Annotated in this window: 18 protein-coding genes; 5 read left to right on the forward strand and 13 right to left on the reverse strand. The window is 62.8% G+C overall.

Annotation, left to right across the window (positions count from 1 at the left end; translation table 11 throughout):
- Position 1: 1 nt before the first annotated feature.
- The 5 genes from AAEZ10_RS16170 to AAEZ10_RS16190 are packed head-to-tail and all read left to right on the forward strand — an operon-like array spanning position 2 to position 4,576.
- Positions 2-364, forward strand: coding sequence for an STAS domain-containing protein (locus AAEZ10_RS16170; protein ID WP_016774466.1), 363 nt, complete (start codon positions 2-4; stop codon positions 362-364).
- Positions 361-765, forward strand: a complete 405-nt coding sequence (locus AAEZ10_RS16175; RefSeq protein WP_016774465.1) for an anti-sigma regulatory factor — start codon at positions 361-363, stop codon at positions 763-765. The genes AAEZ10_RS16170 and AAEZ10_RS16175 overlap by 4 nt, the downstream gene beginning before the upstream one ends.
- On the forward strand, positions 762-1,775 hold the full coding sequence (locus AAEZ10_RS16180; RefSeq protein WP_350570045.1) for an ATP-binding protein: 1,014 nt from the start codon (positions 762-764) through the stop codon (positions 1,773-1,775). Before AAEZ10_RS16175 ends, AAEZ10_RS16180 begins: the two co-directional genes overlap by 4 nt.
- Entirely contained in the window at positions 1,768-2,643 is an 876-nt protein-coding gene (locus AAEZ10_RS16185; protein WP_350570047.1) for a sensor histidine kinase, read from the forward strand. The genes AAEZ10_RS16180 and AAEZ10_RS16185 overlap by 8 nt, the downstream gene beginning before the upstream one ends.
- Positions 2,633-4,576 carry a PAS domain-containing hybrid sensor histidine kinase/response regulator gene (locus AAEZ10_RS16190; RefSeq protein ID WP_350570049.1) on the forward strand — a complete coding sequence of 648 codons (1,944 nt, stop codon included), beginning with the start codon at positions 2,633-2,635 and terminating at the stop codon, positions 4,574-4,576. The genes AAEZ10_RS16185 and AAEZ10_RS16190 overlap by 11 nt, the downstream gene beginning before the upstream one ends.
- Before the next feature lie 123 nt (positions 4,577-4,699).
- Here the strand turns inward: AAEZ10_RS16190 and AAEZ10_RS16195 are convergent, their stop codons facing one another.
- The 13 genes from AAEZ10_RS16195 to AAEZ10_RS16260 all read right to left on the reverse strand — a co-directional run bounded on the left by AAEZ10_RS16195 (position 4,700) and on the right by AAEZ10_RS16260 (position 21,479).
- Positions 4,700-7,333 (reverse strand): excinuclease ABC subunit UvrA, encoded by a 2,634-nt coding sequence (locus AAEZ10_RS16195; RefSeq protein ID WP_282387308.1) that lies wholly within the window; start codon positions 7,331-7,333, stop codon positions 4,700-4,702.
- A gap of 38 nt (positions 7,334-7,371) precedes the next feature.
- Complete coding sequence (locus AAEZ10_RS16200) at positions 7,372-9,483, reverse strand: ATP-binding protein (RefSeq protein WP_122707995.1); 2,112 nt, start codon at positions 9,481-9,483, stop codon at positions 7,372-7,374.
- Positions 9,484-9,618: 135 nt separating this feature from the next.
- Positions 9,619-10,308 carry a GntR family transcriptional regulator gene (locus AAEZ10_RS16205; RefSeq protein ID WP_024012714.1) on the reverse strand — a complete coding sequence of 230 codons (690 nt, stop codon included), beginning with the start codon at positions 10,306-10,308 and terminating at the stop codon, positions 9,619-9,621.
- 124 nt (positions 10,309-10,432) lie between these two features.
- Positions 10,433-10,924 carry a hypothetical protein gene (locus AAEZ10_RS27990; RefSeq protein WP_502947697.1) on the reverse strand — a complete coding sequence of 164 codons (492 nt, stop codon included), beginning with the start codon at positions 10,922-10,924 and terminating at the stop codon, positions 10,433-10,435.
- Positions 10,925-10,958: 34 nt separating this feature from the next.
- Positions 10,959-14,036, reverse strand: coding sequence for an error-prone DNA polymerase (locus AAEZ10_RS16220; protein WP_350570052.1), 3,078 nt, complete (start codon positions 14,034-14,036; stop codon positions 10,959-10,961).
- Entirely contained in the window at positions 14,033-15,448 is a 1,416-nt protein-coding gene (locus tag AAEZ10_RS16225) for a Y-family DNA polymerase (RefSeq protein ID WP_350570054.1), read from the reverse strand. The genes AAEZ10_RS16220 and AAEZ10_RS16225 overlap by 4 nt, the downstream gene beginning before the upstream one ends.
- A 5-nt stretch (positions 15,449-15,453) precedes the next feature.
- Positions 15,454-16,071, reverse strand: coding sequence for a translesion DNA synthesis-associated protein ImuA (imuA, locus tag AAEZ10_RS16230; protein ID WP_350570056.1), 618 nt, complete (start codon positions 16,069-16,071; stop codon positions 15,454-15,456).
- The gene (gene lexA, locus AAEZ10_RS16235) at positions 16,071-16,688 is read right to left on the reverse strand and encodes a transcriptional repressor LexA (RefSeq protein ID WP_073474832.1); all 618 of its coding nucleotides are present in this window, start codon (positions 16,686-16,688) and stop codon (positions 16,071-16,073) included. The genes imuA and lexA overlap by 1 nt, the downstream gene beginning before the upstream one ends.
- A 196-nt stretch (positions 16,689-16,884) precedes the next feature.
- Positions 16,885-17,163 (reverse strand): DUF971 domain-containing protein, encoded by a 279-nt coding sequence (locus tag AAEZ10_RS16240; protein WP_350570058.1) that lies wholly within the window; start codon positions 17,161-17,163, stop codon positions 16,885-16,887.
- Positions 17,160-18,122, reverse strand: a complete 963-nt coding sequence (locus AAEZ10_RS16245) for a HEAT repeat domain-containing protein (RefSeq protein WP_350570060.1) — start codon at positions 18,120-18,122, stop codon at positions 17,160-17,162. The genes AAEZ10_RS16240 and AAEZ10_RS16245 overlap by 4 nt, the downstream gene beginning before the upstream one ends.
- The gene (locus AAEZ10_RS16250; protein ID WP_350570062.1) at positions 18,119-18,967 is read right to left on the reverse strand and encodes an ABC transporter ATP-binding protein; all 849 of its coding nucleotides are present in this window, start codon (positions 18,965-18,967) and stop codon (positions 18,119-18,121) included. Before AAEZ10_RS16250 ends, AAEZ10_RS16245 begins: the two co-directional genes overlap by 4 nt.
- Positions 18,967-19,746 (reverse strand): ABC transporter permease, encoded by a 780-nt coding sequence (locus AAEZ10_RS16255; RefSeq protein WP_073474840.1) that lies wholly within the window; start codon positions 19,744-19,746, stop codon positions 18,967-18,969. The genes AAEZ10_RS16250 and AAEZ10_RS16255 overlap by 1 nt, the downstream gene beginning before the upstream one ends.
- 329 nt (positions 19,747-20,075) lie before the next feature.
- Positions 20,076-21,479 (reverse strand): ABC transporter substrate-binding protein, encoded by a 1,404-nt coding sequence (locus tag AAEZ10_RS16260; protein ID WP_350570064.1) that lies wholly within the window; start codon positions 21,477-21,479, stop codon positions 20,076-20,078.
- Between the last annotated feature and the right edge of the window lie 207 nt (positions 21,480-21,686).

Below are 21,686 nucleotides of genomic sequence, written 5' to 3' on the forward strand. Positions count from 1 at the left end.
GATGGAACGTATTCCGATTCTTCAAATGGGCGATTTGCTGCTGGTGACCATTCAGGTCGACATGCACGACCAACTCGCCATGACCCTGCAGGACGATCTGTCCGAGCGCATCAGCCGGACCTCGGCCCGTGGCGTGCTGATCGACATCTCGGCGCTGGACATGGTCGACTCGTTCATCGGGCGCATGATCGGCACCATCTCGGGGTTGTCGAAAATCATGGACGCCGAAACCGTGCTGGTCGGCATGCAGCCGGCGGTGGCGATCACGCTCGTTGAGTTGGGCATGACTTTGCCGGGCGTCAGCACCGCCCTCAACGTCGAACGCGGAATGAAACTGCTGCAGGATCGAGTACGCCTGCAATGACCGTGCGCAGCAGTGGTACTCAACCCATCCTGATCGAACAGGACGTGGTACTGGCCCGCCAGACCACGCGCAAACTCGCCACCGAATGTGGCATGCGCCTGATCGACCTGACCAAACTGGTGACCGCTGTCAGTGAGCTGGCGCGTAACACCATGGTCTATGGCGGCGGCGGCGACATGGATTGGCAGATCCTCGAGGAAAACGGCCGGGTCGGTTTGCGCATCACGTTCCGCGACGAAGGCCCGGGCATTCCCGATATCAAACTGGCGATGACCGACGGCTGGACTTCCGGCAGCGGACTAGGCCTCGGCCTGACCGGCGCCAAACGTCTGGTCAACGAATTCGAACTCGACACTGAGCCCGGCAAAGGCACGCGCATTACGATCACACGATGGACATGAATATCACCGGGTCGTTGACCCAGGTTCTGCCGATCGAGGACAGCAGCCAGATCGGCCACGCCCGGCGCACCGCGCAGAAACTCGCCGAGCAGCATGGCTTCGACGAAAACGATGCCGGCCGCGTGGCACTGGTCGCGACGGAACTGGCAAGCAACGTGCTCAAGCATGCCCAGCGCGGCGAGTTTCATCTGCGTGCGCTGGCTCGGCCGGATAACGGCTTCGGCATCGAAATGCAGACCGTGGATCGGGCGCAAGGCTTTGATCTGGATGCCTGTCTGGCGGATGGCTTTTCCACTGGCGGCACACAAGGCATCGGCCTCGGCGCCGTATCGCGGCAGACCAATGTCTTCGATGTCTACGCCGACCACCGTGGCGCGGTGTTGCTGGCGCGGATTTTTCCGCGCAGCGATCGTCAAGCGGATATCCGCTTCGGCGTCAGCCAGCATTCGCTGCATGCCGATCCGGCCTGCGGTGATGTCTGGCATCTGGCGTATGAAGGTTCGCGGATCAGCGCGCTGGTGGTCGATGGCCTCGGCCATGGCGAGGACGCCGAACGTGCCGGCCTGGCCGGGGCGCAGGCATTCGCCCGGGCACCGTTTGCCGATCCAGTGGTATTGATGGAAGACCTGCATCAGGAAATGCTCGGCACCCGCGGCGGCGCCGTCGCTTTCGCGCAGTTCGACAGCCAGCGCGATGGCCTGACGTTCGCCGGTGTCGGTAACATTGGCGCCAGTCTGCTCGAGGCTGGCAAATCCCGTGGCCTGGCCTCGCACCCCGGCATCGTTGGCGGCCAGTACCGTAAAGCCAAACCCTTTGACTATGCTCACGTGAACGGACATTTATTGATCATGTACAGCGACGGCTTACAGTCCCGTTGGAATCTTGCAGACTACCCCGGCCTGGTGCATCGCCATCCGTCCGTGATAGCCAGCGTCCTGCATCGCGACTTCTGTCGTGGTCGCGATGACGTGACGGTACTGGTCGTTGCTCTGGAGGCCGCCCATGGCTGAATCGACAACCCTGAGCCCTGCTGAACAGGCGGCGCTCATCGCTCAGTTGCAGCGCGAAACCACTGCCCTGCGCGAAGAGCTCGATGAAACCAACCAGGGCGTGCTGGCGCTGTACGCCGAGCTCGACACTCAGGCTGAAGAACTGCGTCAGGCATCGGATCTCAAGAGCCGTTTCCTGTCATACATGAGCCATGAATTCCGCACGCCGCTGGGCTCGATCCTGAGCATCAACAGTCTGCTCGCTGACGAACTTGACGGTCCGCTCAGCCCTGAACAGCACAAGCAGGTGGCCTTCGTCAGCACCGCTGCCCGCGAGCTCAGCGACATGGTTGATGACCTGCTCGATCTGGCGAAGATCGAAGCCGGGCGCATCAGCATCTCGCCGGCCTGGTTCGACATGTTCGACCTGTTTTCGGCCCTGCGCGGGATGTTCCGGCCAATCGTCGACGCCTCGGCGGTGGATCTGATCTTCGAAGAGCCGCTGGGCCTGCCGCGCCTGTATACCGATGACAAGAAGCTCGGGCAGATCCTGCGCAACTTCATTTCCAACTCACTGAAATTCACCACCCGTGGCGAAGTGCGCGTGTCGGCGCGACTGCAAGGTGAGGACAAAGTGCGCTTTGCCGTCAGCGACACCGGCATCGGCATCGCGGCCGAACTGCATGACACGCTGTTCGAAGATTTTTCACAGGTCGATTCACCACTGCAGAAACGTCTGCGCGGCACCGGTCTGGGTCTGTCACTATGCAAGCGTTTTGCCGCCCTGCTCGGCGGTGAAGTCGGGGTAGACAGTACGCCGGGCGTGGGCTCGACGTTCTTTGTCATCATCCCGCTGGCAATCGCTCTGGAGAACGTCGATGAATCGTGACATCCGCCTGTTGATCGTCGATGACAACGTCGCCACCCGCTACGCACTGCGTCGGCGCCTGGAGCGCCACGGCTACACAGTGCTCGAAGCCGGCACCGGCAGCGACGGCCTGGCCCTGATCGAGAGCGAAGCCCTCGATGCGTTGATCCTCGACGTCAACCTGCCGGACATGAGCGGTTTCGACATCGTCCGCTTGTTGCGCGCCGACCCGGGCACCGCGCTGCTGCCGGTAATTCATGTGTCAGCGGCGTCGATCCAGACCGGCGACATCATCACCGGCCTCAACGCGGGCGCCGATGCCTATCTGATTCACCCGGTCGACCCCGATGTGCTCTTGGCGACGCTGCGTACCCTGCTGCGGGTGCGCGACACGGAAAATGCCCTGCGCGAAAGTGAGGCGCGTTTCCGCGAGATTTTCGCCAACGTCTCGGCGCCGATCGCCGTGCTCGATGCCAATCTGAAAGTGCATGAGTGCAATCACGCGTTCGCCCAATTGATCGTCGATAACCGCGATCCGCAGGCGCTGCGTGAATGCTTCGCCGAAGATCAATGCTCGATCCTCGATGAACTGCGTCTGCGTCTGGTCGACGGCGAGCGCTGGAAAGGCACGCTGAACATGCGCGTGCAGGGCGAGATTCGCGAGACGCAATGGCAGATTTCGCCGTATCGCACGCCAGAGCTGAGCCTGGTGTTCGTCGAGGACGTCACCGAACACCGCCACCGCGAGCGCTCGCATCTGGCGCGACTGGATGACACCACCACGCAGCTGGCCAAGGAAGTCGCCGAGCGTGTGCACGCCGAAGCGCAATTGCTGCAAGTGCAGAAAATGGATGCGCTGGGCAAGCTCACCGGCGGTATCGCCCACGACTTCAACAACCTGCTCACCGGGATCATCACCAGCCTGGAACTGATCCAGAAACGCGTGGCCGATGAGCGTCTGGACAAGGTGCAGTTCTATACCGAAGCAGCGCTGAATTCAGCGATGAGCGCGGCCTCGCTGACCCATCGTCTGCTGGCATTTGCCCGTCAGCAGCCGCTCGATACACGGCCGGTGGACATCAACGAGCATGTCCGCTCGCTGGAAGAATTGCTGGTGCGCACCATCGGCGAGCGCATCACCCTCAAGCTGGAACTGACCAACAAACCGGCGATTGCGCTGGTCGACCCGGTGCAGCTGGAAAGCGCGGTGCTCAACCTGGTGATCAACGCCCGCGATGCCCTGCCCTCCGGCGGCAATATCTGGGTCAATACTTACGCCGCTTATTCCCACGGCGATCCGAATCTTGCCGATGGCGCGTACGTGGCATTGTCGGTACGCGACGACGGCACCGGCATCGAACACAACGTGATCGACAAGGTGTTCGAGCCGTTCTTCACTACCAAGCCGCTGGGCCAGGGCACCGGGCTTGGTCTGTCGACGATTTACGGCTTTGCCCGTCAGTCCGGCGGTGACGCGCACATCCGCAGCGTCGCCCGGCGTGGCACCGAAGTGACCATCATGCTGCCCGGCACCAACGACCCGACCGGGGCCGACGCGCCTGTGCCGGTGCCTGACGCCAAAGGCAGTGGCGAGCATGTGCTGATCGTCGAGGACATGGCCACGGTGCGCTTGTTCGTTACCGAAGTGCTGGAAGACGCCGGCTATCGCTGCACGCAAGCGGCGGATATCGAATCGGCGCTGGAGCGCTTGCAGAACGACCAGTCGATCGACCTGCTGTTGACCGACGTCGGCTTGCCGCGCATGAGCGGCCGTGAACTGGCGGATGTTGCCCGTGGCTGGCACGAGGGGCTGCCGATCCTGTTCATGACCGGCTACGCCGAAACCGCGCTCAACCGCCAGGTCTTCCTCGGCACCGGCATGGACATGCTGGTCAAACCGTTCCAGATCAGCGAACTGCTCGACAAGGTCCGCCGCACGCTGGATGGCGCCTGAACTGGCGCCATCGCTGGCAAGCCAGCTCCCACAGGGGGCATCAGTGTGCGCAGATTTTCGGCAACAACTTGAATTCCTGTGGGAGCGGGCTTGCCAGCGATGGCGGCCAGCAAGGCGCTGCAGTTATCGGCTCAAAGCCCGAGCCAGAAACGGCGCAGTCTTGCTCTTCTTGCTCGCCGCGACTTTCTGTGGTGTGCCGGCGGCGACGATCCTGCCGCCCTGATCGCCCGCTCCAGGGCCGATGTCGATCACCCAGTCGCTCTGCGCGACGACACGCATTTCGTGTTCGACCACAATCACCGTGTGCCCCGCCGTCACCAGCGTATCGAGCTGTTCCAGCAAGCGATCGACATCCCTCGGGTGCAATCCCGTGGTCGGCTCATCCAGCACATACAAGGTCGCGCCACGCTGGTTGCGCTGCAATTCGGTTGCCAGTTTGATCCGCTGCGCCTCACCACCGGACAGTTCCGTGGCCGGTTGCCCCAAGCGCAAGTAACCCAGGCCGATATCGCGTAGCACTTCCAGCGAACGACGAATTCCTGCCTGCTCGGCAAACACCGACACCGCCTCATCGACAGTCAGTTGCAGCACCTGAGCGATGCTCAAGCCCTGCCAGAGAATCGCCAGCGTCTGCGGGTTATACCGCGCGCCATGACAGGTCGGGCACGGCGCATACACGCTGGGCATGAACAGCAATTCCACACTGACGAACCCCTCACCCTCGCAAGTGGCGCAACGGCCCTTGGCGACGTTGAAGGAAAACTGCCCGGCGTCATAGCCCGCCGCTTGTGCCTCGGGAGTCGCGGCGAACAGCTTGCGCACGTTGTCGAACAGCCCGGTGTAGGTCGCCAGATTGGAGCGCGGCGTGCGTCCAATGGGTTTCTGATCAACCTGCACCAGGCGTTTGATCGACTCCAGGCCGGCGCTGATCTGCCCGGTGCTGGGCGACGGCGTGTCATCTTCCAGGCTCGGTTCTTCCGACTCGGCCTCGGCCACCGGACGGCCCAACTGCGCGCCGACCAGTTCCAGCAAGGCCTGACTGACCAGACTCGATTTGCCAGAACCCGATACGCCGGTCACCGAGGTGAAACAGCCCAAGGGGAATTCGGCGCTGAGATTATTCAGGTTGTTGCGCGTCACGCCGTCGAGCTTCAGCCACCCGCTCGGCTTGCGTGCGGCGCGCTCAGAGCGCTGGTTTGCCGCGAACAGATAGGCGCGGGTCTGCGAATCTGCAATATCAGCAAGTCCCGCAGGCGGACCGCTGTACAACACGCGGCCGCCCTTTTCGCCCGCCGCCGGGCCGACGTCAATCAGCCAGTCGGCACGGCGCATGGTTTCAACATCGTGCTCGACCACAAACAGCGTATTGCCGTCAGCCTTCAAGCGCTGCAACGCCTCGAACAGCGCCTCGCCATCCGCCGGATGCAGACCGGCAGACGGTTCGTCCAGCACATAAATCACCCCGAACAACTGCGAACCCAATTGCGTGGCCAGGCGCAAACGCTGCAACTCGCCCGACGACAGCGTCGGTGTACTGCGTTCCAGCGCCAGATACCCCAGGCCGAGATCGGTCAGGGTGCTGACCCGCTCCAGCAAATCCTCAGCAATGCGTTGCGCCGCCAAGCGTTTTTCCAGCGACAGGTTCGGCGTGTGGCGCACGTCCGGTGCGCTGGCATGCCCGCTGGCGCCATGGGCGACCCGCTGCTGACGCGCCTCGCGGGTTTGCGCATGGCTGAGGGTATCGCCGCTCTCCTCGACCTGTTCCAGATAATTTGCCGCTGCTACAGGCCGCAGCACTTCGGCCACTTGCAGCAACGGCATCTGCGAAAACTCACCGATGTCGTAACCGGCGAAGGTCACCGACAACGCCTCGCGCTTGAGCCGCTTGCCCTCGCACAATGGGCAAGGGCTGCCGCGCATGAACTGTGAAACACGCTTCTTCATCAGCGCACTTTGCGAGTGAGTGAAGGTGTGCAGGATGTAGCGCCGGGCGCCGGTGAAGGTGCCCTGATAACTCGGTTCCATCTTGCGTTTGAGGGCCACGCGGGTTTCTTCCGGGGTCAGCCCGGCGTACACCGGCACCGTCGGCGTTTCTTCAGTGAAAAGAATCCAGTCGCGCTGCTTTTTCGGCAGTTTCTTCCAGGGAATATCGACATCAATGCCCATGGTCACCAGGATATCGCGCAGGTTCTGCCCCTGCCACGCCAAGGGCCACGACGCCACGGCGCGCTGGCGGATGGTCAGGTTCGGGTCCGGCACCATCAGCGCTTCGGTCACTTCATAGACGCGGCCAAGTCCGTGACACTCCGGGCAGGCGCCCTGGGGTGTGTTCGGTGAAAAGTCCTCGGCATACAACATTGGCTGCCCCGGCGGGTAACTGCCAGCGCGGGAATAGAGCATGCGGATCAGGCTCGATAACGTCGTCACGCTGCCCACCGACGAACGCGCGCTTGGCGTGCCGCGCTGTTGTTGCAGAGCGACGGCGGGCGGCAGTCCTTCGATGGAATCGACATCCGGCACGCCGACCTGATCGATCAGCCGCCGCGCGTACGGCGCCACCGATTCGAAATAACGCCGCTGGGCCTCGGCGTACAGCGTGGAGAACGCCAGCGACGACTTGCCCGAACCGGAGACACCGGTGAACACCACCAGCGCATCGCGCGGAATATCGACATCAACGTTCTTCAGGTTATGTTCGCGGGCGCCGCGCACACGAACCATGCCGGCGGGTGCTTTGGAATTGCGCTTGGAAATCATCGGCCTGCCTTGATTGAAAAACTGGGCAGCGCTCGGCTTCAGGTGCCGAGCACCTCGCAAATCATCTGCAGTAACGCTTGCGGGCTGTAGGGTTTGCCGAGCAGATGCGTATCGGGGCTGAGCTGGTGGTCGCGGGAAATGATGTCGCGGGTATGCCCGGAAGTGAACAGCACCGGCACCGGCGGCGTCTGCACCTTGGCCCACGCGGCCAGATCCGAACTCTTGATCAGGCCGGGCATGACCACGTCGGTGAAGATCAGATCGATCTCGATGCCTTCCAGCAACATCTGCATGGCCACGTCGCCATTGCACGCGGTCATCACCCGATAGCCTTCTTCGCGCAGCAACTCCACCGCCGAAGCGCGCACCGCGTCATTGTCTTCCACCACCAGAATGGTTTCGTGGCCGCCGCTCTTGCGTTCGCCGACACTGGCGGTCTCTTCGCGAACCGGACGCAGACTGCGCGGGAAATACAACTGCACCCGCGTGCCTTCGCCGAGCTTGCTGTCGATCTCGACGTGGCCGCCACTCTGTTTGACGAAGCCGAAAACCATGCTCAGACCGAGCCCGGTGCCCTGGCCGTCGGCCTTGGTGGTGAAGAACGGTTCGAAGACCTGTTCCAGCATTTGTGGGGCAATACCCACGCCGGTGTCGGTGACCGCCACGCGAACATACTCACCGGCCGCTATGCCCTTGCCGGCGCAGTATTCGCTGTCCAGGCTGACATTGGCGGCACTGAGGCCGATGACGCCCTCGCCTTTCATCGCGTCGCGGGCGTTGATGGCCAGATTGAGAATCGCGTTTTCCAGTTGGTTGCGGTCGACATTGATATGCCACGGCTGCGGCGGCAACTGCACGTCGATCTGAATGGTTTCGCCCAAGGCGCGTTGCAGCAACTCGCCAACGCCTTCGAAAATCTGTTCGGGGTTGCACACGGCGGGTGAAAGCGGTTGCCGGCGGGCAAACGCGAGCAATTGTGAAGACAGTTTGGCCCCGCGCTCGACCGCCGCCAGCGAAGCCCCGACCCGGCGCTGCACGTTGGCATTGTTGGGCTCGTGCCGAGCGAGCAGATGCAGGTTGCCGGCGATCACTTGCAGCAGATTGTTGAAGTCATGGGCAACGCCACCGGTCAGGCCGCCGATGGCTTCGAGTTTCTGCGACTGGCGAAGTTGTTCTTCAGCCGCCAGCCGCGCATTCACCTCAGCGGCCACGCGCTGTTCGAGGTTACGGGTGAATTTGAGCAGCGACTCTTCAGCATTCTTGCGCTCATGAATATCGATCAGCACGCCGGGGAAGCGAAACGGCCTTCCGTCTTCATCGAACTCGCAGGCACCACTGGCCAGCACCCACAGATATTGGCCATCGCCGCGCTGTACACGGTACTCGGCGTTGTAGGGCTCGCCAGTGCGCACACAATGGGCGACCCGCTCCTGGACCCATTGGTGGTCGTCGGGATGAATGCGCGATTCGGCGATCTCTTGTTGCAGATCGCTCAGGTCCTGATCCGGCGGATAGGAAAAGGTGCGGGCGAAACGTTCGTCAGCGGAGAAGCGATTGTTCTTGATGTCCCAGACAAACGAGCCAAGCAGTGCGCCGGCATTCAGCGCCAGACGCACGCGCTCGTTGTCGGCGCGATAGGCATCTTCGGCCGCCTGACGCAGGCGCTCGGAATGCACCAGTTCGGTGGTTTCGACCACCATCGCCATGACGCCGCCGGGCACGCCTTCGTCGTTGGCCACCGGGCTGTAATACAAGTCCATCCAGACGTCTTCGGGCACGCCGTCGCGCAGCAGTACCAACTCTTTGTTGCGATAGGACAAGGTGCCACCGGCCAGGCAGGTGTCAACGACGTGGCGGTTGAACTCGGCGACTTCCGGCCAGCCCAGCTCAACCGGGACGCCAAGCAGATAGGGGTGGCGGCCGCCGGCGAATTCGGAATAAGCGTCGTTGTAGATCATGTAGCCGGCGTGGCCCCACAGCATCACCATGGGCAACGGCGAAGCCAGCATCAGTTGCACGGTGTTGCACAGGCTGGCCGGCCATTCGGCGAGCGCGCCCAGTTCGGTGTGGCTCCAGTCGAACGCACGGATGCGTTCGGCCATTTCGCCTTTCCAGCCTTCACAGCCGTGGCTTTCGGATAAAAACTGCATCGCCTGACTCAGTGTCCTTTTTTGCGGTTTTCCGATCTATCGCAACGCTACAACGACGCGACGCCCGTGTGTTTCGAGGCTGTGAAAACGCATTGGTTTCATCGCAGGTATAGCCGATTTGCGACGCAGAGCCATTCAAACGCCAATCAAGTGCTTGAGTGGGTGATAGCCGGTTTTCATTTTCGCCGCGACGTCGAGGATCGCCTTCTCGATTCCGTTGAGGTGCGTGCAGGTCAGTTCGATCGCGGCGCTCTGATCGCCGGCTTCGATGTACTCGAGCAAACGCAGGTGTTCATCGTCGCGGCAGGCTTGATGACTGTCATCATCGAGCGCGGCGGCATATAGCGAGGCCCGCGAGATCAGCTTCTGGAACCAGTCGAGCAGTACCGGATTGTTCAGGCTGCGCGCCAGTTTGAGGTGGAACTCGCCGAGCAGATGGATCAGTCGTTCATGGTCGCCGGCAGCATGCGCGGCATCTTCCAGTAACAAGTGCTCGCGCAGGTCCTGCATGGCAACGCTGTCTTTACGCCGGCACAGTTCGGTGACGATGCCGATCTCGATCAGCCGCCGGGTTTCGAACAACGAACGCAGCTCTGCGTCACTGGGCAGCGACACCGAAGCGCCTTTGTTGGGCTCGGTGGTGACCAGACCATCGGCTTCCAACTGCTTGAGCGCAGCACGCACCGAGGTGCGACTGACATTGAACAGCTCGGCCAGCGAGGCCTCGCCCAGCTTCATGCCCGGGCGCAACGAACGCTTGCTGATCGCCGCGTAAACCCCTTGGTAGACGCGGTCGACCGTGGTTTCCAGCTTTTTTTCGCTCATTCGAACACTCCTTTGGCGTCGGGCAATTCATCCTGGCAGTGGCTCGCCATGGAGTTGATCGGGTTCCCGTACCAGTGTGAAGCGCAGAATATCTGCCTTCGGCCCAAAGGTGCAGCCTTTTGATTTATCTCGATTTTGAATAAACAGCCAAAACCTGTGGGAGCGGGCCTGCTCGCGAAGGCGGCGGCACAGTCAACATCGTCATCGCCTGACAGTCCGCTTTCGCGAGCAGGCTCGCTTCCACACTGATACGGGGCAGATCGACCATCTTCATCGCAACCAAAATCCCTGTGGGAGCGAGCTTGCTCGCGAAGGCGGCGGCACAGTCAACATCGTCATCGCCTGACAGTCCGCTTTCGCGAGCAAGCTCGCTCCCACACTGATCCGGGGCAGATCGACCATCTTCATCGCAACCAAAATCCCTGTGGGAGCGAGTTGCTCGCGAAGGCGGCGGCACAGTCAACATCGTCATTGCCTGACACTGCGCTTTCGCGAGCAGGCTCGCTCCCACACTGATACGGGGCAGATCGACCATCTCCAGAGCAACCAAAGTCCCTGTGGGAGCGAGCTTGCTCGCGAAGGCGGCGGCACAGTCAACATCGTCATCGCCTGACACTGCGCTTTCGCGAGCAGGCTCGCTCCCACACGGGTCAGTGGAAATCGCGGCTCTGCACATGAATGCCATTGAGCAGCGGGCTCAGGTCGCTCATGCGCCCGGCGATCAGGTGGCGCACATCGCCTTCGCGTTCCCAGCGGCCGTCGACCTTGAGCAATTGCGACCCCACCAGCACTTGGCGCTGACGCTCGGCCAGGTCACGCCAGACCACCACATTGACGTTGCCGAACTCGTCTTCCAGGGTCACGAACGTCACCCCGCTGGCCGTACCGGGGCGCTGTCGGCCGGTGACCAGACCGGCCACGCTGACCGGCCGGCCATGTTCGATATCCATCAACTCGCGCGAACTGCGGCAACGCCGGGCCTGCAACTCGCCACGCAACAATGCCAACGGGTGCGGCCCCAGCGTTGTCCCCACCGTGGCGTAATCAGCATGCAGGTCTTCGCCAACGCTGGGTTTGGGCAAGACGATTTTGACTTCTTCCTCGTTGGGCAGGCCGGCGAACAGGCCGAGTTGTTTCTGCACCCCGGCCACTTCCCAACGCGCACGATGGCGATGCCCGGCCAAGCCACGCAAAGCGCCGGAGTCTGCCAGCAAGGCCTGCGCTCGACTGTCGAGGGCGGCGCGCTCACCCAGGTCAGCGACATCGGCAAACGCCCCATGGCGGCGCGCGGCTTCGATGCGCCGGGCATCTTCTTCGCGAAACCCCTTGATCATGCGCAGGCCCATGCGAATCGCCGGTTGCCCGGTACTCAGCGGTTCGAGGCTGCAATCCCAATCGCTGGCGCGCACGTCCACCGGACGGATCTGCAATTGGTGCCGCCGCGCGTCCTGCAGAATCTGGTCCGGGCTGTAAAAGCCCATCGGCCAACTGTTGATCAGTGCACAGGCGAACGCCGCTGGCTCGTGACACTTGAGCCAGCAACTGGCGTAGGTCAGCAAGGCGAAACTGGCGGCGTGGGATTCGGGGAAGCCGTAACTGCCGAAGCCTTTGATCTGCTCGAAGATCTGCGCAGCGAATTCCGGTGTGTAGCCGTTCTTTTTCATGCCGGCGGCGAGGCGTTCCTTGTGCGGCTCCAGTCCGCCATGGCGCTTCCACGCCGCCATCGAGCGGCGCAACTGATCGGCCTCGCCGGGGCTATAGTCGGCAGCGACGATGGCGATCTGCATGACCTGTTCCTGGAACAACGGCACGCCCAGGGTTCTTTTGAGTACGACTTCGAGCGCCGGCGACGGATAGGTTTCCGCCTCTTCGTTATTACGTCGGCGCAGATACGGATGAACCATGCCGCCCTGAATCGGCCCGGGACGGACAATCGCCACTTCAATCACCAGATCGTAGAAGGTCTTTGGCTTCAGGCGCGGCAGCATCGACATCTGCGCCCGCGACTCGATCTGGAACACGCCGACGGTATCGGCGCGGCTGATCATTTCGTAGGTCGGTTTGTCTTCGGCGGGGATCGTCGCGAGCGTCAGGTTCAGATCACGATGCCGGCGCAGCAGATCGAAGCAGCGGCGAATCGCACTGAGCATGCCCAAGGCGAGGATATCCACCTTGAGCAGGCCGACCGCATCGAGGTCGTCCTTGTCCCACTGAATGATGGTGCGGTCGGCCATTGCCGCGTTTTCGACCGGCACCAAGGTGTCCAGCGGCTGCTCGGAGATCACAAAACCGCCGGGATGCTGCGACAGATGCCGGGGGAAGCCGATCAGTTGCCCGGTCAGGCTCAGTACCCGACGCAGCACCGGACTATCCGGGTCGAAGCCGCCTTCACGCAAACGTTCCAGCGGCGGCGTCTCATCGCTCCAGCGCCCGCAGCAGTCGGCCAGCGCGTTGATCTGATCCGGCGGCAGGCCGAGGGCCTTGGCCACATCGCGCACGGCACCGGTGGCGTGATAGGTGCTGACCACCGCCGTCAGCGCCGCACGTCGCCGGCCGTAACGGTTGAACACGTATTGCAGGACTTCTTCGCGGCGCTCGTGCTCGAAATCGACATCGATATCCGGCGGCTCGTTGCGCTCTTTGGACATGAAGCGTTCGAACAATAGCGTGGTGCGCTCCGGGTCGATTTCGGTGATGCCCAAGGCATAACACACCGCCGAGTTGGCTGCCGAACCACGGCCCTGACAGAGGATTTTCTGTGTGCGGGCAAAGCGCACCACGTCGTGCACGGTGAGGAAATAGCTTTCGTAGCCGAGCTCGGCGATCAATTGCAGCTCGTCATCGATCTGCTTGAGCACCTTGGCCTGAGGCCCTTTCGGCCAGCGCCAGGCAATGCCCTCCTCGGTCAGATGGCGCAACCAGGAACTGGCACTGTGGCCCTCGGGCACCAGCTCTTTCGGGTACTGATAGCGCAGCTCGCTCAGATCGAAGGTGCAGCGTCTGGCCAGTTTTAGCGACGCTTCGAGCAAGTCCGGCGGATACAGGGCGCGCAGCTCATCGAGGCAACGCAAATGCCGCTCGCCGTTGGGATGCAGGCGCAAACCCGCTTCGGCCACGGGGATGTGATGACGGATCGCGGTCATGGTGTCCTGCAAGGCACGGCGCCCCCGGGCATGCATGTGCACATCGCCGCTGGCCACGGCTGGAATCTGCAACTCAGCCGCCAGAGCCAACAATGCCGCAAGCCGCTGCTGATCGTTCTGCCCGCGATGCAGTTGCACCGTGAGCCACAGGCGGTCGCCGAAGGTTTGTTTCAGCCAGCGCCCTTCTTCCCGGTCATCCACTGAATCCGGCACCCACAACACCAGCAAACCCGGCAGCGCTTCGGCGAAGTCTTCGCGCAGCACCTGATACTGGCCTTTCTGCGTACGCCGCCGAGCCTGGGTGATCAAGCCGCACAAGGCCTGATAACCGGCAAGGTTTTCCACCAGAAGCACCAGTTTCGGGCCGTTGTCGATGCGTATCTCGCTGCCGATGATCAACGGCAACTCAACGGACTTCGCCGCTTGCCACGCACGAACGATGCCGGCCAGGGTACATTCGTCGGTGATCGCCAGCGCCTGATAGCCGTGCTTTTTCGCCCGCTGAAACAGTTCCAGCGCGCTCGAGGCTCCGCGCTGGAAACTGAAGTTCGACAGGCAATGCAGTTCGGCGTAATCGGCACTCATGCGAACCAGCCTTGCAGCCACAGCGGACCGCCCTCACCCACCGCCCGCCAGGCCCAGCCCTGCTGACCGGCGCGGTTCTGGATCAGGTAGTAATCACGCCGCACGTCGCCACCGTCCCACCAACCGGATTCGATGCGCTCCGGCCCCATGAGAATCCGCGCCGAACCTTCCGGCACGCTTTGCGGTTCGTTGAGCAGCCAGCCCGGACGCTGCACGCTGGGCAACCCCGTGCAAGGCTGCTTGTCGACGGCGCTCTGCCACGCGCACTCAGGGCGATGATCGGCCTGAAAGCGCAGCCCCTGCACCGCGTCATCACCCAGCCGTGCGCGCAGACGTTCGCGCAATTGCTCCCAGGGCAAGGTCTGCTGCGGGCGGTCGTCGAACAGCTCCTGATACTGCGGAACGAAACTCGGCAGGTCTTCGGCGCGCAAGCGAAAACCACGCACCGGTGCTTCGACCTGGACTTGTTCCAGCCGGCCACGGGCCAGTTCGAAGAGCATCGCCGCGTCACGCTCGGCGCTGAGCAGGCCGACCTTGATCACTGTGTCCGGCAGCCCGGCGTGTTCCAGAAGCAAATCGAAGCGCTGCACACCGCTGTCGCGCCCACAGAGAAACGCCGACAGGTCGCCGGTCAAGCGCCGTAACGGGAACAGCAAGGCTTGATGGGATTGCACGTCGAAATTCAGTTCGATGCGGATATCGAAACGGTCGGGCGGCAGATAGAACGCCAGCGCCAGAGGGCGTGCGCCGAACAGCGTATCCAAGTGCTTGAGCATCTGCGCTTCGAAACGCCGGGCCAGTGCCTGGCGTGGCAGGCTTTGCACCTGACTGAGATTGCGCAGGCCCATGCGCGACAACGCCGTGGCGACATTCGGCTCCAGCCCGACGCGGTCGACCGGCAATTGCCCGAGATGATGCTGCAAGGCCTCGCCGTCCGGCACCACCAAGCCATCGTAGGCATTGGCCAGCACTCGCGCCGCCACCGGATTCGGCGCGGCGACTATGCGATGACGAAAGCCCAGATCTTTCAACTCCTGGCGCAGGCGAGCTTCAAATTGCGGCCAGGTACCGAACAGGCCGAGGCTGGATTCGATCTCGAACACCACGGTACGCGGGTAATGCACGCTGACTTGCGCGCTGAAACGGTAGGCCCATGCGGCGAGAAACTGCTGCCAGTGCTCGACCTCGGCCACCTCGTAATCGGCGGTGGCAAAGCCTTTGCTCATGGCTTGCGCGGCGGTCATCGACATGCCGGGGCGCAGGCCGAGTTTGCGTGCCGACGGATTAACCGCTTGCAGCACCCGCCGCTGGGCCGGGCCGCTGAGCAGGACCAGCGGCTCTTCAGGGTCGGGCCGCTGACGCAGCACAGCGTCGAGGGCCAATTGCGGAAACAGGATACATACCCAGCGCATGACGATCAGTGCCCCACGGCAAAGGCAATCGGCGCCGCCCGCGCCAGCCCGCCACGGCACTTGAGCACACGTAGCTGCGCCGGTTTGGCATCGATGGCTATGCGTAACGCTGCCGGTGACGGGTTGACCGCTTCGCTCAACGGGCGCCAGGCAAAGGCCAGGGTCTGGCCGGTTTCCGCCGCTACCTGCAAACGCCGCAAGGCTCGGTCATCGGCCTTGTTCGGCCAGCACAGCACGGCGCCGCAACTGCCCGAGCGCAGGCATTGCTCCGCCGCCCACAAGGCATCGCGTTCGCTGGCCTGAATCACCGACAACTGGCGCAGATCGACTCCGGCATTGGCCCAAGCCTGCGGGTACGGCACGAACGGCGGCGCCACCAGCACGATGCGCTCACCGGCCGCGGACAATCGCGCCAGGGTGGGCCAGACCAGTTGCAGCTCGCCGACACCGGGGCCGGCGAGAAGGATTTCGCTCAGCGCCGCTTCCGGCCAGCCGCCGCTGGGCAGAGCTGCGTCCAGTCCCGCATGCCCGGTCGGCTGCGGACTTGCCGCCGGTGGCGCAGGCCTGCCGCGCCAGACCTGGCCGCCATTGAACAGCGTATTCAACGCAACGACGGCGCCCATCAGCCTTGCCTCACCAGACCACAGAACACGCCTTCGATGGCCAGATCCTGATCGTTACGCACAACGATGGGCTGATAGGCCGGGTTGCGTGGCAACAGGCGCACTTCATCACCGACCCGTTCGAAGCGTTTGATGGTGACTTCACCGTCCAGACGCGCAACGACGATCTGGCCGTTCAGCGCCTCCGGATTGCGCCGCACACCGACCAGATCGCCATCAAGAATGCCGTCTTCGATCATCGAGTCGCCCTGCACCCGCAGCATGTAATCCGGGGTGCGGGAGAACAGCGCCGGGTCGAGCAGCAAACGGTTATGGATATCGACATCGGCGCCAATCGGTGCGCCGGCAGCCACGCGACCGAGTACGGGGATCTCCAGCAATTCCGGACGCGGTGGCTGACCTAGCAGGCGAATGCCCCGGGCTTGATGCGGATTGACCTCAATGAAACCGGCTTCGGTGAGCGCCAGCACATGCTTGCGCGCCACGCTGCGCGAGGCAAAACCAAAAGCCTCGCTGATTTCAGCGAGGCTTGGGGGCTGACCGTGCTCGGCGATGCGATCGCGGATAAAGGTCAGAATGGCGGTACGGCGGGGAGTCAGGTTCGTCATGGAGTACATTTGTACTCCTGTGGGAATTTCCTGACAAGAACCGCCAGTCGGCGCAAGCCGACGCAGGCAGCTGCAATCGGATCAATCTGTCTGATCGTTCCCACGCTCTGCGTGGGAATGCCTCAAGGGACGCTCCGCGTCCAGTGACGCGGAGCGTCACGGGCTGCATTCCCACGCGGAGCGTGGGAACGATCATCGGATAAGGTCAGGAATCCAGTTGCGCCAGGTACTCCCACGGGTAAATCCCGCGTTGATGGCCATCGCTGAACACCAGTTGCACGCCATACCCCTGCGGATTGACCTCGATCAGGCGCACGCGCTCATCCACCAGCGGCGTGACACCGCGCAGGCGAAATGCGCGGCATTGCGAGCATGGGCATTGCCGGCGCAGATCGGCATGCTTGAGCAGCGATTCGCGCCCGTCCGGCCAGCTCAGGTGTAACGTGCGCTCACTCTGCGAGTTGCCCACCGACAGTGGGTTCATTGCAACTGACTCAACGCGATGCGCACGGCTTTGCGCACTTCCGGGTCGCCGTCGTCCTGCGCTGCCTGCAACGCGGCCACGGCGCCGCGATCGTTCAATTCACCGAGGGCCAGCGCGGCTTCCTTGCGCAGATTGCTGATGCGGTGGCCAAGGGTGTCGATTAGCGCGTCCAGCGCCGGGGCGAAGCGCAAGCGGCCAAGGCTGCGAGTGGCGCGCAGGCGCACTTGCCAGTAATCATCGCTCAGCGCTTCGACCAAGGCCGGGCCGGCGTCGCTGTGGCCAACCTTGCCCAGCGTGGTCGCAGCTTCTTCGCGCACTTGCCAGGCAGGGTCGCGCAAAGCCTGGCGCAACGCTGGCAATACTTCGGCGTCGCTCGCCAGACCGAGCGCACCCGTCGCGGCGCGGCGCACTTCGGTGTCCGGGTCGTCGCTGGCCAGGCGCGCCAGGGCTGGCAGCGCGTCGAGCTGTTTGAGCCAGCCGAGCACACCGACCGCTTCGCGACGGACATTGCCATCGGCGTCCACCAACGCGGCGACGGCAGCCGGCGCGGCCTCGGCGAAGCGCAATTCGCGTAACGCCCGAAAGGCGGCGATGCGCACACTGACATCGGCATGTGCGGTCCACGGCAGAATGATCCGCCCCGCCGCCGCAGTCTTGAGCAGGCTCAGGCTTTGCGCCGCCACCGATTGCACGGCGGGCGCCGGATCCGTCAGCGCTTCGCACAAGGCTTGCACGACCGCTTCATCCTCCCACGCTTCGAGCAATCGTGCGGCTTCAGCGCGAACGTCCTCGGCGGGATCCTGCCGGAGTCGATCAACCAGCCAGAGCAAACCATCCGGCTCCTCCAGATCGGCCAGATCAATCAGGGCAATGCGCCGCACGCCAGCGTCTTCAGCCGTCAGGCGCGGTTGCAGGGCGAGGATGTCTTCGTTGTCGGTCACAGCAAAAATAGAGGTCATAGGGCAAATCGCGGCAAAGGGTTTTCAGGAGGCAGGCCGAGCGGATTGAGGCGCGGCAGCGATCGGTCGTTGTCGTGGCGCAGCAGGTCGAGGCAATGGCGTTTCAGTCGAGCGAACTCGGGGCTGGTCACCAGTTCACTGGTACGCGGGCGTGGAAAGTCCAGACGCAAGTCTTCGATGATTCGCCCCGGTCGCGCGCTCATTACCAGCAAGCGATCGGCTAGAAACAGCGCCTCGTCGATGTCATGGGTGACGAAAACCACGGTGGTGCGGATGCGCGTCCAGATGTCCAGCAGCAGTTCCTGCATGTTCAAGCGGGTCAGCGCATCCAGCGCGCCGAACGGCTCGTCCATCAGCAACAGTCGCGGGCGATTGACCAGCACCCGGGCGATTTCTACCCGTTGCTGCATGCCCCCGGAGAGCTGATCGGGCCAGCGCTCGGCAAAGCCTTCGAGGCCGACCAGTTTGAGAATGTCGTCAGCGGCGCGATGGCGCTCAGCCTTGCCGACCCCGCGCATCTTCAGGCCGAAGGCGACGTTGTCGCGCACCGTGCGCCACGGGAACAGCGTGTGGTGCTGAAACACCATGCCGCGCTGCGGCGACGGGCCGGTCACCGCGCTGCCGTCGACTTTCAAGCTGCCGGTACTGGCATTCAAGTGTCCGGCCAGGGCGCCGAGCAAGGTCGACTTGCCGCAACCGGAGGGGCCGAGAATACACACGAACTGGCCGGATTCGATCTGGCAATCGAGGCCCTGCACCGCTTCGAAGGCTTCGCGGCCCTGGCCGAGGACGATGGACAATTGACGGATGTCGATCCGCCCTTCCGGGGTTTGCATGACGCTCATCAGGCTTTGCCTCGCGGTCGATGCCAAGGCGTGAACAAACCGCCCAGGCGTTTGATCAGCCAACTGCTGCCCATGCCCAACACGCCGATCAGGAGCATGCCGACGACAATGTCGGCGTAGTTCTGAATGGTGTAGGACTCCCAGGTGTAGTAACCGATACCGAACTGCCCGGAGATCATTTCCGCCGTCACCAGGCAGAACCATGAAGTGCCCATGCCGATCGCAAGGCCAGTGATGATGCTCGGCGCAGCGCCCGGGAGGATTACTTCCAGCAGAATCGCCCGGCGCCCTGCTCCGAGGCTTTTTGCAGAGGCGATCAGGCGTGGATCGACGCCTTCGACGCCGTGCACGGTGTTGAGCAGGATCGGGAACAGCGCGCCGGTGAAGGTGATAAAGACCATGGACAATTCCGAGGATGGAAACATCAGGATCGCCAGCGGAATCCACGCCACGGCGGGGATCGGGCGCAGGACTTCCAGTGGCGGCAGCAGAATGTCTTCGGCCCATTTCGACCGGCCGATGGCCAGGCCCAGGGCGATGCCGAGGATCAACGCCGCCACGTAACCGGCGAAGACCCGGCCGAGGCTGCTGCTCAGGTGCTGCCAGAGTTTGCCCGAGTCGCCCAGGCCCAGCGCGGCTTCGATCACCGCCAGTGGCGTCGGCACGTTGGCAAAGGTGACCAGGCCGAGGTTCCAGTGATGGCTGGCGGCGAGTTGCCAGAAGAGCAGGCAGAGCAGCAGTGAGGCGGCTTTTGATGTCCAGCGCAACGGTGTTTTCATAGTCCGGTTTCCAGTTCGGGTTCTGTGTGATGGCTGAGATTTACCCCCTCACCCCAGCCCTCTCCCCCAGGGGGGCGAGGGGGAAAGGGAGCCGATTTGCGTGCTTTTCACGACCTGAGTTCGACTCGATATTTCACGTCGGCGTATCTCTCACCAACAACTCGGTCAGTCCCCTCTCCCTTCGGGAGAGGGTTAGGGTGAGGGGCTTTTGATCTTCAGCGCTTGCAGACCTGAGTTCGACTCGGTACTTCACGTCGGCGTATCTCAACAACAACTCGGTCAGTCCCCTCTCCCTCCGGGAGAGGGTTAGGGTGAGGGGCTTTTGATCTTCAGCGCGCAGCAACAACCTGCGCAGTGGCATCGCTAAAGTCGAACACCTTGCCACCCTGCGCCGCAGCGTATTGCTGGGCCTGGCCCTTGAGCAGAAATGCGCTGAGGCGACCCTTGGCATCGCTGGCAAACCACGCTTGTTCGGCGAGCAACTTGATCCCACTGTCACTGGCCTGCGCATACACCGCACGAATGTTCTTGCCCTCCTGCTTCAACCCTGCCAACGCAGTGAACGCCGCTTCAGCCGAGCCGTAACGGCGGACTTTTTCCTCACCGCGCACCCAGATTTCCGCGACATGGCTGACGTCGGTGATGGCTTTGCCCGTCGCCGCATCCACACCCGGCACCGGCGTCTGCGCGTAGTTGGCCAGTTGCGCGGTGTAATCGAGGTTCGCAGCCTTGAAGGCGGCGCGGATGTACTGGTCGTCGATGAAGCTGTTCAGGTCGAGCCCGCGATCGGCTTTCTTCAGCAGCTTCAGGGTATCGATGGCGGTACCGACGGCCTGGCGATATTCAGGCTTCCAGCTCAGGTCACGGGTCTGTACGCCGAGCGGGCCATGGAACAGGTAGCTGACCTCGGCATCGACCCCGGTGACCTTGGCGATCAGTTCGCTGTACTTCTCCGGTTCGGCGGCGAGCAGTTGGTTGGCTTCGATGCTCGCACGCAGATAGGCGACGACGATTTCCGGATACTTTTTCGCGTAGGCCTGATCCACCAGTGCGCCATGGAAAGTCGGTGCGTTGGCCTGAGCGCCGTCGTAGATCTTGCGGGCGAAACCACGGCTCGGGAACAGCTCGGCGAAAGGCACAAAATCGGCGTGGGCGTCGATCTTGCCGGCCTGCAATGCCGAGCCGGCGACTTCCGGTGGCTGGGCGATGATGTTGACATCCTTGAGCGGGTCCCAACCCTGCTCTGCCACGGCGCGCAGCAACATGCCGTGAGCCGTCGAGGCGAACGGCACCGAAATGGTCTTGCCCTTGAGTTCGCTCAGGCTTTGCACCGACGAAGCGCTCGGCACGACGATGCCGTTGCCGCTGCCCTTGATGCTGCCCGACAGCACGCTGATGAACAGGCTGTGCTTGCCCGCCGTTTCGAACGCCACACCGTTGAATGCACCGGGGAAATCGGCCATCGCACCGAAATCGAGTTTGCCGGCGACCATCTCGTTGGTCAGCGGCGCGCCACTGGTGAAGTTTTTCCACTGCACGTCGTACTTCGCGTCTTTGTAGGCGCCATCGTGGGGCAAGTATTTTTCCAGCAGACCGAGTTGACGGATCAACAGGCCACCGGCGGCGCAATTGATAGTGGTGTCCTGGGTGCCGATGGCGATGCGGATGGTTTCGGCCGAGGCCGACAAGGTGAATGAAGCCAGGACCAGCCCAGCGAGTGCTGCACGCAACATGAGTGTTTCCCCTCGAATCATTTGTTTGAGGTTCGTCTCCGCCGCGATCGGGGCGCGGTGGGAAACGAGGGGTGTTTTGCATTCAGCGTCCGGGGTTCTCCGGATGGCTATTGGATAATCACAATCGCAATGTGGGAGATTCTATGGTTCATGCCTAGCCCCTAAACGCCTTTGGGTGAGTATTCGCTCTGGTTTTTCAATAGAGCA

Origin of the sequence: Pseudomonas sp. H26/SER47-MNA-CIBAN-0231 (assembly GCF_040310465.1) — a bacterium.
GTDB classification, from domain to species: domain Bacteria; phylum Pseudomonadota; class Gammaproteobacteria; order Pseudomonadales; family Pseudomonadaceae; genus Aquipseudomonas; species Aquipseudomonas atacamensis.